The organism is Micromonospora sp. M51 (assembly GCF_018070305.1).
Taxonomy (GTDB): Bacteria; Actinomycetota; Actinomycetes; order Mycobacteriales; family Micromonosporaceae; genus Micromonospora; species Micromonospora parva.
This window is the reverse complement of the sequence record NZ_JAGPXZ010000120.1, coordinates 1-11,615: the sequence shown is the minus strand read 5'-3', so window position 1 is coordinate 11,615 and position 11,615 is coordinate 1. Positions and strand designations below refer to the sequence as shown.

Genomic DNA, 11,615 nt, shown 5'->3' with positions numbered 1-11,615 from the left:
GGCGGCCGAGCAGCCCCTGACGGGCCCGACGGTCGGCGGCGTCGAGCGGGTCGGTGACGGTGAGCGCCTCGGCGTACCGCTTGGCGAACTGCGCCACCGGCTCCTCCCACTCGGCCGCCGGGGTGTCCTCCGGCAGGTCCCAGACCGGTACGAGTCGACCGTGCGCGCGGAACATGCCGGCGAACTTGGTCTGCTCGCCGAGCGTCAGGGTGCCGGCCGCGCCGAGGCGGGCCAACGCGTCGAGGGCGCCGTCCTCGTCGTCCGGCAGCACCCAGCGCACGTGCGCCTTCTCCGGCACCTGACACCAGTACGCGGCCTTCGCCGCGGTCAGTCGCACCGTCGGGTAGATGGCCGCGTTCGCCCGCTCCAGCGACGCCTGGACGGTCGGGTCGTCGGCGGCCCCGGGGTCGAGCCAGAACTCGAAACCGTCGTGCATGGTGATGTCCAGCGGACCGTCCACGAGGATGTCCTGCAGGCGGGGCCCGGGCCCGGGCAGTGGCGGCACTGCCACCTGACCGCCCGGCTCGGTACGCAACGCGCTGAGCAACGCGTCGGCCAAATCCCGGGAGACGTCGCCGGACTGCTGGTGGCGCTGGAGACCGATGAGCACCCGGCCGTCCGGCTTGGTGATCGCCGGGGCGGCCATCGGCAGCACCGTGGCGAGCGTCACCGCCCGGTCACCGAACTCCTCGATGACGGCGGGCGCCAGCCGCAGCGGGGCGGAGGCGGCGGGCACCAACTCGCGCAGCGCGATCCACTCGGACTCGTCGACCAGCCCGTCGAACGGACGCGGCACGAAGACGTCCCGCACCTTGTCGCGGCGGGGGGTGGTGTCGGCGGCGGTGCGCTGGCTCTTTCGACGCTTACTCACGGCGTCACAGCCTAGAGCCCCGAGCGGCTCGCCGTGGCCGGGACCCGCCCGGGCCGTCCTCAGCCCGCCGGCACCAGGTCGGGTCGGGGTGCCGGCGCCAGGTCGAACTCCGCCCAGACGCGCTGGCCCATGCCGTCCTGTTCGACGCCCCAGCGGGTGGCCAGGCCGGCCACGATGTGCAGCCCGCGCCCGTCCGCCGAGTCCGGGCTGGCCGTCCGGAGCCGGGGCCCGCTGTTCGCGCCGCCGCCGTCGGTGACCCGCAACTGGATGAGTGCGCCCTCGGGCGAGGGCCGCAGCCGCCAGGCGACCCGGATCACGCCGCCGGGCAGCGGCCTGGCGTGCCGTACCGCGTTGCCCACCAGTTCCGCGAGCACCGCGATCAGGTCCGCCAGGAGCGCCGGGGGTACGGCGTCGGCCAGTTCCGCGGCGAGCCGGTGTCGGGCCAGCCGTGCCCCACCCGGGTGGTGGGGAACCACCACACACCAGGATTGATCCCTCGCTACCGCTGCCGCTGCCACCGTCGCCTCCACGTCGCGCCACCCTCGGTCAACCGCGTGGTAGCCGCACCTCTGCGACCGTACCGCCGCCGTTCCTCGGACGTAGGGATACCCATCCATTCTGCTGTTCAACGATCCGGCGGACGAGATAGAGGCCGAGCCCGGCACCCGGGTATCCGCGACGGTCACCGGACTCGCCCTGCCAGAACCTGTCGAAGGCCCGTTCCACGTGCTCGGGTCGGATGCCGATGCCCTGGTCGCTGACCCGGAACGCGACCAGTTGCCCGTCGACCGAGGCGGTGATCTCGATGGGTGAGTCCGGTGCCGAGTACTTACCGGCGTTGGTCGTCAACTCGGTGAGCACGGTGGCCAGGCTGGGCCGGTGACCGAGGGCCTTGGGCAGATCGCCGGGGAGGCGGAGCACCAGCCGGCGGCGCAGCTCCGCCGGCAGGTCCACGACGGCGGAACGCAGCGCCTCGGCGAGGTCGAACGGGGTGGGCGGGTCGTCGCCCGGCCCCACCTCCGCCGCGGAGCTGAGCAGTCGGTCGACCAGCCGGGCCAGCTCGTTGGCGCGTTGCCCGATCACCCGGGCGGCCTGCCGGCGGTCGACGTCGGTCAGCGACTCCCAGTGGTCGGTGAGGGTGTCCGCGTAGCCCTTGATCACCGTTACCGGGGTGCGCAGCTCATGGCTGGTCACCGCGACGAACAGCTCCCGGTCGTGATCGCGGCGCTGCTGGTCGGTGATGTCGCGGAAGGTGACCACCCGCAACGTGCCCGGCCCGGGCAGCTCGCCGGAGGTGATCCGCAGCCAGCGGCCGTCCGGCAGTCGGTGGTCGCGAACCTGCCCGGAGGGCGGCAGCGGGAACGGCAACGGGTGGTTCAGCGCCTGCTCGACCGTCCGGCCGGTGACCTGGGCGGCGGCCGGGTTCCAGAGCCGGACGTGCCCGTCCCGGTCGACGACGGCCAGCCCGTCGGCGAGGGCGGCCACCACCGGGCCGTCACCGTGCACCGGCAGGCCACTCTGGTCGCCGTACATGTGCCCGACGCAGGACGCGAGGTAGCCGACCACCCCCTGCTGCTCGGGGCCCGGCTCGTCGTCGCCGGGATAGAGCGCGTGCAGGCTGCCGACGGTGTGGCCGCCGATCTCGGCCCGGGAGACCACCATCCGACGCAGGCCACTGCCGGCCAGTTCGCCGGCGAGCTTGCCGTTGAGGTCACCCACCCGCACCATTCGGCCACGCCGGTAGCGGCGATCACCCGGCCACCTGTCGGACCGAACTCGACGAACGCCATCCCGGTCGCGCCGAGCGCCGGCTGGGCCACCCGGAGCAGCTGGGTGAGGACCGGCAGGCCCGCGTCCCCAGAGTTGATCATCTCGATCACGACGGTGTGGCCGGCGATGAGAGCGGGGAAATCGATACGCTCCGGCATGTGCCGAGTCTGCCCCGCCGTCCCGGTTTTGGGCACCCCCGCCCGGCCGATCGGCTCAGCGGTCCAGCCGGGCGAGGGCGTACGCCGGCCGGTCGGTGATGACCCCGTCCACCCCGGCGGTCAGCACCAACTCCAGGTCGGCCGGTTCGTTGACAGTCCAGACGTACACCTGGTTGCCGGCCGCGCGCAGTGCGGGCAGCAGCTGCGGGCGGGCCCGGACCAGGCTGATGCCCGGCCCGGCGATCCGGGTGCCGAACGGCAGCCGACCCAACCGCAACCAGCGCGGCAACACCTCCAGCAACAGCACGGTGGGCAGCGTCGGGGCCAGCTCGCGCACCCGACGGACCGCCAACGGGGAGAACGACATGACGGTGACCTGCACCGGATCGTCCGGTGTCGGGTCGGCCAGCCCGTACCGGCGTAACAGGTTGACCAGTCGCCGTTCCACGTTCGAGCCGTAACGGGACGGGTGTTTCGTCTCGACCAGCAGCCGGACCGGCCGGCCGGCGGCGAGCACCGCGTCCAGGAGTCGGGCCAGGGTCAGCAGCCGGGTGTGCGACTCGTCCGGTGGCAGGTCGCCGTCCGGCGCGCTGCCGGGGTGCCACGAGCCGAAGTCCAGGGCGTCCAGTTCGGCGAGCGTGCGCGCGCTGACCAGACCGCGGCCGTTGCTGGTGCGGTCGAGTCGTCGGTCGTGCACGCAGACCAGGTGCCCGTCCCGAGTCAGCCGGACGTCGCACTCCAGGCCGTCGGCACCCTCGTCGAGGGCGCGCAGGTACGCGGCGAGGGTGTGCTCGGGTAGGTCGAACGAGGCGCCGCGGTGCGCGAAGACCAGTGGCCCGCCCATTGCGCCGGCCTCAGATGACCTGGCCGGGCTGCCCGTTCGCGTCGACCACAGGTCGGCCGACCGCGGCCCACTGGCGCATCCCGCCGTCGGCGTTGCGCACCTGCTCCCAGCCGTTGTTGATCAGGTAGGCGACGACCTGGGCGGAGCGCCCGCCGGAGCGGCAGACGACGGCCACCTCCCGGTCGGTGGGCACCTCGGCCAGTCGGGCCGGCAGTTGCATCATCGGCAGGTGGTGGGCGGTGGGGGCGTGGCCGGCCGCCCACTCGTCGTCCTCCCGCACGTCCAGCAGGTAGGTCTCGTCGGCGATCTCGGTCACGGGCACGGTGGGAACCTGGGGTCCGAACACAGGAAGCAACACTAGATCCTCGTGGCCCGGTTCGGCACCGACCGGGCCGTCGACACCGTCACAACCGGGTCACCCAGCGGGGGTTGACCTGCGCCCAGGCCGGCACCCGGGTGTCGCGAAGTGCCTCGAACAGCCCGTTGCCCCCGTTGTCGAGCACCACGTACGAGACCTCGTCGATGGTCTGCGGCGAGGAGGGCACCTGGACGCCGCGCATCCCGTCGGGCGGCAGCGCGCGCAGCGCGAGGAGCAGGTCCTCCAGGGGTACGCCGTTGGTGTCGACTGTCAACGAGCTGCCGACCGCCCGCAGCACCTGGTCGAGTTTGACGGGGTTGCTTCGCAGGTCCGCCCTGCCGGCGCTGTCCAGCATCGCCCGGAGCAACTGCTGCTGGTGGTGCTGCCGGTCGTAGTCACCGCCGGGCAGGTCGTAGCGCTGTCGGACGTAGTCCAGCGCCTGCGCGCCGTCCATCTGGTGGCAGCCGGTGGTGAAGACCCGGTTGGTGTGGATCGAGCGGACCTCGGTGTCCACGCACATCTGCACCCCGCCGAGCAGGTCGATGACCTTCCGGAAGCCGGAGAAGTCGATCAACGCGGCGCCGTCGAACTGGATTCCGGTGAGCCGGTGCAGGGTGGCGGAGAGCAGTTGGGCGCCGGCCTGCCCGCCGCCGCCGTGCTCGTACGCCGCATTGATCTTGTCCTGGCCACCGCCGAAGCCGTTGGCGGGCGGGATGGCGACCAGCAGGTCACGCGGGATGGAGACCAGGTACGCCTCCCGCTGCCCGGCGGGGACGTGCACGATGAGGATGGTGTCCGAGCGTTGGTCCGGGCCGCTGTCGCCGGGTCGTCGGTCGGAGCCGACCAGGAGGTAGTTGAGCGGCCCGTCCAGGTCGGTGCGGGCGGTACGGGCGTCGGGGTCGAGCAGTTGCTCCTTGGTCACCGTGCGGTCGTACCGGTGGCTGAGCGTCTTGAGCCCGGCCACGGCGAGCCCGGCCAGCAGGACGAGGGCCAGGCCGACGCCGAGCATGATGCGCGACCCACGGGCGCGAGGTGACCGGGCGGACGGGGCCGCTCCGGCCCGGCCCGCTGCGTTCCGTCCCCACCTGGACGTGACCGCCTCCCCGCAGCCGATACGTGAAACCTGCTCACGTCAGGCTACGGGCGGTGACGGGGTCGTCGCTGCTTTTCCGCGACTACCGGCGTCACTTGCGGGTGGAGATCACCTCGGGGTGGGTGAAGACGAACTCGGCGAGTTTGTCCTGCTTGACCGCCCGGAACATGGCCATCGTCTCTTCGTTCAAGCCCTCGGTGTTGTTGCCGTTGGCGTTGAACGTGCCGTTGTTGGTCTTGAGCATGGTCAGCTCGTTGCCGGTGACCCCGCGCATGGTGAAGATGAAGTCCTCGATCGGCACGCCGCCGGTGTCCAGCACGAACGCCTTGCCCGCCGCCTTGATCAGGTTATTCATCTTGGCCGGGTTGGTCAGCATCCCGCCCTCGGTGGCCTTCTTGGCCATCGCCTTGATCAGCTGCTGCTGGTTCGCCTGCCGGTCGTAGTCGCCGTTCTTGAGGGTCTTGCGCTGGCGGGAGTAGTCGAGCGCGGCCCAACCCTCCATCTCCTGGCAGCCCTTCTTGTGCACCACCGGGGTCCGCTGCTTGCCGGTCTTCTTGGCGTCCGCGTTCCACATCGGCTTGCCGTCGACGTACGACATGTGCAGCGACTTGACCTCCTGGGTGACGCAGATCCGCACCGTGCCCAGGGCGTCGATGACGTTCTTGAAGCCACCGAAGTTGATGATCGCCGCGCCGTCGAAGCTGATCCCGGTGAGCCGCTTGATCGTCTGGGCCATCAGCTGGGCGCCACCCTCCCAGCCGCCACCGTTCGCGGCGCCGGCCTGGAACGCGGCATTGATCTTCCCGGAGCCGCCGCCGTAGCCGCTCTTTTCGAACGCCGGGATCTGCGCCTCGGTGTCCCGGGGGATCGAGATCAGGTACGCCTGGTCGTGCGTGGCCGGAATGTGCAGGATGATGATGCTGTCCGAGCGGACGTCGTCGGCGGCCCAGCGCTCCCGTGCGTCCACGCCGAGCAGCAGCATGTCGATCGGGCCGTCCAGGCTCGCCCCGCCCTCGGCGTCGGACTTGCCCGCCTCACCCAGCAGGTTGCCCTTCGCGATGCCGCCCGTCGCCTGCCCGATCAGCGCCTTGCTGCCGACGATGGCCACGCCGCTGCTGAGCATCAACACGGCACCGAAGACGACTGTCAGCTTGGCCCAGAGCGGGTCCTTGCGCTTGGTCCGCTTCTTCGCCCCACCGCCACCCGGGCGGTCGTCACCACCGTCACCGCCGCCGCCCGGAGGGCGCGAGCCTGGCCCGCCACCACCGGGGCGCGACTGTGCGGGTATGGCCGCAGCGATTCGACCGCTGGGGGCGGCGGACCCGGGGGAAGAAGGGCGACGACTGGCCTGAACCGGCATGCGTGCTCCAGCTCGTGATCAGGAGGGGGCGGCACCACTGTACGTACATCAAATCGACTTGGCGAGTTCATCCCGGGTCAATCCGGACGTCGAATTTCGCAGACTCAGACGATCGTCGCTGTTCGATGACCCGAACGGCTGGTGCCCCTCGGGTTGGCGTCAGCCGCCGTCGTTGCTCTTCGGCGGGTTGGCCTTGACCCAGTCGGCCATCTTGTCCGCGGACATGGCCTGGTACATCGCGAGCGCCTTCTCCCGGTCCGACACCACCACCGACTCGCCGTTGATGGTGTCGCTGCCCGAGTTCGGGCTGGTCACAAAGGTGAGGTTCTGGCCGCGCAGGTTACGGAACTGCAGCGCCATGTCTGTAACCGAGAAAGACTGGTCGACGGTTACGGCCGCGGTCACCGACTTGAGGAAGTCGTTGAGCTTCTTCGGGTTCGCCAGCGTGCCGGTGCTGGCCGCCTTGTCCATCAGCGCCCGAAGGAACTCCTGCTGGTGCCGCATCCGGGCGAAGTCCCCGTCCGGGAACTGCTTGCGCTGCCGGATCCAGTCCAGCGCCTCCGCGCCGTCCATGTGGTTGGTGCCCTTGGTGAACGTCCGGTACGGCTTGTGGATCGACGTGATGGTGCGTTCCACCTTCAGGTCCACCCCGCCGAGGGCATCGGTGACCTCCTTGAAACCGCCGAAGTCGATCGCCATCACGTGGTCGATCCGAACATCGGTGAAGCACTCCACGGTGCGTACCGCCAGCGGCAGCCCACCGAACGCGAACGCAGCGTTGATCTTCGCGCGTGAACCGGAGCCGCAGTCCGCTCCGGCGCTCTCCGGGATCGGCACGTACAGGTCCCGGGGGATGGAGACCAGGTAGGCCTCCTGGTGGTCGGCCGGGATGTGCATGACGATGATCGTGTCGGCGCGCCACTGACTCTTGGTGTCGACCGGTGCGTCCGGATCCCGCGAGTCGCTGCCGACCAGCAGGATGTTGAGCGCGCCATCGACGGTCTTGGCGGGTCGACCGCCGGTGATCTCCGCGAACGGGTCGGTGCGGGCCAGGTCACTGTTGAGGTTGCGGGCGTACAGCCAGGCGCCGACGCTGCCGAGCAGCGCCAGCACCAGCACCGCGACCCCCGCCACCAGGGCGATCCGCCCCCAGCGCGGTCGCGGGCCACGCCGTCCCGGCCCACCGGCGCCACCCGGGCCCCCAGGCCCGGTGGGCCCGTTCGGGCCGCCGGGCCGCAGCTGCTCCTCGTCGTGCGACGGGTAGAAGCGCGCCTCGCTCGGGCGGGCACGCCCGGAGGCGCTCCGGTCGGGGCCGGGCACCGACGCGCGCCCGGCGCTGCGGTGCAGGTACGGATGCGGGACGCCGGCAGACGAGGTCGCGGACATGTAACTCAGGGTACGTAGCCGGAGCCACTACCGCCTTCAGGCGACACTCAGCGACGGCCGGTACGCGCGGATCCGGTCAGCCGAGCCGCGTCCGGAAGTACTCGATGGTGCGTCGCAGGCCATCTTCGGGCGCGATCGACGGCTCGTATCCGAGCAGTTCACGAGCGAGCGTGAGGTCCGGCCGGCGCATCTCCGGGTCGTCTGAGCCCCGGGTGACATAGGTCACCTTCGAGCTGCTGCCGGAGAGCGACACGATCAACTCGGCGAGTTGTCGCATGGTCAGCTCGTGCTCGGTGCCGCAGTTGACCGGGCCCGTCTCGGTCGAGTCGAGCAGCAGCAGGATGCCGCGCACCAGGTCCTCGACGAAGCAGATGGACCGGGTCTGGTTGCCGGTGCCGTGCACGGTGATCGGCTCGCCGCGCAACGCCTGCGAGATGAAGGTGGGGATGGCGCGGCCGTCGTCCGGGCGCATCCGCGGGCCGTACGTGTTGAAGATCCGGACGATCGCCGCGTCGAGCCCGCGGTAGCGGTGGTACGCCATCGTCGCGGCCTCGGAGAAGCGCTTGGCCTCGTCGTAGACGCTGCGGACCCCGATCGGGTTGACGTTGCCCCAGTAGGTCTCGCGCTGCGGGTGCTCCTTCGGGTCCCCGTACGCCTCGGAGGTGGAGGCCATCAGGAACCGGGCGCCGTCGGCGACCGCGCGCTCCAGCAGGTGCAGGGTGCCGACCGAGCCGACCCGGAGGATCTCCACCGGCAGCTGGGCGAAGTCGGTGGGGCTGGCCGGGGAGGCCATGTGCAGGATCGCGTCGAACCGCTCGGCCAGCGCGGGGTGGTGGGTCGGCAGACCCTCGGAGATGTCGGCCTCGACGAGGGTGAAGGTCGGCCGGTCCAGCAGGTGGGCGACGTTCTCCTTGGAGCCGGTCACGAAATTGTCCAGCGCCACCACTGTGCAACCTCGGGCGATCAGGGCGTCTACCAGGTGCGACGGGACGAAGCCCGCTCCGCCGGTGACGAGGACGCGGTGACCGGAACCAAAGCGCTCAGCAACCTTCATACCGCTCAGCCTACCGACCGTCGAATTGGTGCAGGGGGTCCCCTGTTGACGTCGTGCGTCAACAGGGGACCCCCTGTCGGGTACCGCTGTCAGTGCGCGCCAGCACCGGTGAGGGCGCGCACCTCCAGTTCGGCGTACTTGTCCTCGTCGTGTTCCTTGGAGATGACAGTGCCGATCCACCCGCAGAGGAAACCGAACGGGATGGAGAGGATGCCCGGGTTGGACAGCGGGAACCACTGCCAGTCGTGGTCCGGGAACATCGACGTCGCCGCACCGGAGACCACCGGCGAGAAGAACACCAGCAGCACCGCCGAGAGCAGCCCGCCGTAGATCGCCCACACCGCGCCGGAGGTGTTGAACCGCCGCCAGAAGAGGCTGTAGAGGATCGCCGGCAGGTTGCCCGAGGCGGCGACGGCGAAGGCCAACGCCACCAGGAACGCCACGTTGAGGTTCTGCGCGTAGATCGACAACAGGATGGACACCGCGCCGATCACCAGGGCGGAGATCCGGGCGACCCGCACCTCCTGCCGCTCCGACGCCTCACCCTTCTTCAGCACGTTGGCGTAGAAGTCGTGCGCCAGGCTGGACGACGAGGCCAGCGTCAACCCGGCGACCACCGCGAGGATGGTGGCGAAGGCGACCGCCGCGATGATCGCCAGCAGGGCTGCCCCGCCCAGTTCGCCGCCGAAGAAGTCGATGCCGAGCGCTTCGGCCAACTGCGGCGCCGCGGTGTTGCCGGCCTTGTCCTGCGCCGTGATCGCCTGGCTGCCGACCAGCGCCGCCGCACCGAAGCCGAGGGCCAGGGTGAGCAGGTAGAAGGTGCCGATGATGCCGATCGCCCAGAGCACGCTCTTGCGGGCCGCCTTGGCGGTCGGCACCGTGTAGAAGCGGATCAGGATGTGCGGCAGACCGGCGGTGCCGAGCACCAGGGCGATGCCCAGGGACAGCAGGTCAACCTTGTTGTAGAAGGTCTGCGTCGAGTTGCCGGCGACTTCCACGCCGTACCGCAGCCCGGGTTCGAGGAACGCGCTGCCCTTGCCGGATGCCTCGGCCGCCTGGCCCAGCAGCGCCGACAGGTTGAAGTTGAACTTGGCCAGCACCAGGATGGTCATCAGCAGCGCACCGCCCATGAGCAGGAACGCCTTGACGATCTGCACGTAGGTGGTGCCCTTCATGCCACCCACCGTGACATAAATGATCATCAGCGCGCCGACCATGATGATGGTGGCCACCTTCGCGGTGTCCGCGTCCATGCCGAGGAAGGTCGTCCCCGGCCGGATGCCGAGCAGCAGCGCGACCAGCGCGCCGGCACCCACCATCTGGGCGAGCAGGTAGAAGATCGACACCGTGATGGTGGAGACCGCCGCCGCCGTACGCACCGGACGCTGACGCATCCGGAACGCCAGCACGTCCGCCATCGTGTACCGGCCCGAGTTCCGCAGCAGCTCCGCCACCAGCAGCAGGGCCACCAGCCAGGCGACCAGGAAGCCGATCGAGTAGAGGAAGCCGTCGTAGCCGTACAGCGCGATGATGCCGGCGATGCCGAGGAACGAGGCGGCCGACATGTAGTCGCCGCCGATCGCCATGCCGTTCTGGAAACCGGAGAAGGACCGGCCACCCGCGTAGAAGTCGGTCGCCGTCTTGGTCTGCCGGCTGGCCCAGATGGTGATGCCCAGGGTCACCGCCACGAAGACCAGGAAGAGCGTGATGGTCAGGTTGCGGGCGGTGTGGTTGCCCGCCTCCGCCGCGAGGAACGTCTCAACCGCGTGGACCGTGCTCATGGGTCACCTCCCCGATCTCGGCGCGGATCCGGTCCGCGATGGGGTCGATCTTCCGGTCCGCGTACCGGGAGTAGAGCCAGGCGATCAGGAACGTGGAGACGAACTGGAGCAGGCCGAAGACCAGCGCGACGTTGATGTTGCTGCCGAACAGCTTCGTGCCCATGAAGTCCCGGGCGTACGCGGAGAGAATGACGTAGAGCGCATACCACAGGAAGAACGCGACGGTCATCGGGAAGACGAAGCCGCGCAGCGCACGCCGCAGCCCGGCGAACTCGTCCGACCGTTGTACGGCCAGGTACTTGTCCGACTCGGAAGCAGCCGGAGCGGGTGTGTCCGTGGACATCTGTGGATCACCACCTTCACAGGCGTCAGAGGAGTTTCGCGCACCGTAAAGAGCGCACTCCCCGGCAGGGAAGGCTGAGATCGACGACGGTCGGCGAGTGCGCCGAGCGGTTGGCTGGCTGCGCCAAGTGACTCAGGTCACTGCGGTGATCGGTCGGGCCCGGACGAGACGCCCCGGTCAGGCCGGCAACTCGTGGTAGCGACCGCGGTAGTGCAGCAGCGGGACGGACTCCTCGGCCAGGTCGACGGCCTCGATCGTGGCCTCGACCAGCAGGCCCCAGCCGTACTCCCGTGCGGTGTCCAGCCGGCACCCGGCCCAGCCGCCGCCGTCCGCCGGGACCGGCCCGTACGACGTCTCGACCCAGTCGCCGGTGGCGAACAGCCCGCCCGGAGCCGGAAAGAGGCCGGCGAACCGGTCGGCGAGCTGCCGGTGCGGCGGGCCGAGCGGCGTGACCGCGAACCGACCCGACTCCTCGACGGCCGCCCAGAGGTCGGACTCCGGGTCGATCAACCCGAGCAGTCGGTCCGGTTCCCCCTCGGCCACCAGGGTCGACGAGACGGTCAGCCCGGCCGGACCGGGCGCCGTCCAGAGGGTCAC

Annotated in this window: 11 protein-coding genes and 1 pseudogene; all 12 read right to left on the bottom strand. The window is 70.3% G+C overall.

Annotated features, from left to right (window positions below):
* A partial coding sequence (locus KBX53_RS09480) for a DUF5926 family protein (RefSeq protein ID WP_210858683.1) occupies window positions 1-871 on the bottom strand: 871 nt, incomplete at its 3' end.
* 59 nt (window positions 872-930) lie between these two features.
* The gene (locus KBX53_RS09475) at window positions 931-1,350 is read right to left on the bottom strand and encodes an ATP-binding protein (RefSeq protein WP_309140736.1); all 420 of its coding nucleotides are present in this window, start codon (window positions 1,348-1,350) and stop codon (window positions 931-933) included.
* Between the two features lie 67 nt (window positions 1,351-1,417).
* Window positions 1,418-2,799, bottom strand: a pseudogene (locus tag KBX53_RS09470) (ATP-binding protein).
* Window positions 2,800-2,854: 55 nt separating this feature from the next.
* Window positions 2,855-3,643: a glycerophosphodiester phosphodiesterase family protein gene (locus KBX53_RS09465; protein WP_030331695.1), complete on the bottom strand. Its 789-nt coding sequence runs from the start codon at window positions 3,641-3,643 to the stop codon at window positions 2,855-2,857.
* A 10-nt stretch (window positions 3,644-3,653) separates the two neighbouring features.
* Window positions 3,654-3,989, bottom strand: coding sequence for a rhodanese-like domain-containing protein (locus KBX53_RS09460; RefSeq protein WP_030331693.1), 336 nt, complete (start codon window positions 3,987-3,989; stop codon window positions 3,654-3,656).
* A gap of 58 nt (window positions 3,990-4,047) precedes the next feature.
* Complete coding sequence (locus KBX53_RS09455) at window positions 4,048-5,010, bottom strand: LCP family protein (protein WP_030331691.1); 963 nt, start codon at window positions 5,008-5,010, stop codon at window positions 4,048-4,050.
* A 175-nt stretch (window positions 5,011-5,185) separates the two neighbouring features.
* Window positions 5,186-6,454, bottom strand: a complete 1,269-nt coding sequence (locus tag KBX53_RS09450; protein WP_210858681.1) for an LCP family protein — start codon at window positions 6,452-6,454, stop codon at window positions 5,186-5,188.
* A 159-nt stretch (window positions 6,455-6,613) separates the two neighbouring features.
* Window positions 6,614-7,840 (bottom strand): LCP family protein, encoded by a 1,227-nt coding sequence (locus KBX53_RS09445; RefSeq protein WP_030331688.1) that lies wholly within the window; start codon window positions 7,838-7,840, stop codon window positions 6,614-6,616.
* A 76-nt stretch (window positions 7,841-7,916) separates the two neighbouring features.
* On the bottom strand, window positions 7,917-8,894 hold the full coding sequence (locus KBX53_RS09440) for an NAD-dependent epimerase/dehydratase family protein (protein ID WP_210858680.1): 978 nt from the start codon (window positions 8,892-8,894) through the stop codon (window positions 7,917-7,919).
* An 89-nt stretch (window positions 8,895-8,983) separates the two neighbouring features.
* Window positions 8,984-10,675 (bottom strand): cation acetate symporter, encoded by a 1,692-nt coding sequence (locus tag KBX53_RS09435; protein ID WP_030331684.1) that lies wholly within the window; start codon window positions 10,673-10,675, stop codon window positions 8,984-8,986.
* Window positions 10,653-11,018: a DUF485 domain-containing protein gene (locus KBX53_RS09430; RefSeq protein ID WP_030331682.1), complete on the bottom strand. Its 366-nt coding sequence runs from the start codon at window positions 11,016-11,018 to the stop codon at window positions 10,653-10,655. Before KBX53_RS09430 ends, KBX53_RS09435 begins: the two co-directional genes overlap by 23 nt.
* Before the next feature lie 177 nt (window positions 11,019-11,195).
* Window positions 11,196-11,615 (bottom strand): flavin reductase family protein (locus KBX53_RS09425; RefSeq protein ID WP_210858679.1); only part of this gene is annotated, 420 nt, incomplete at its 5' end.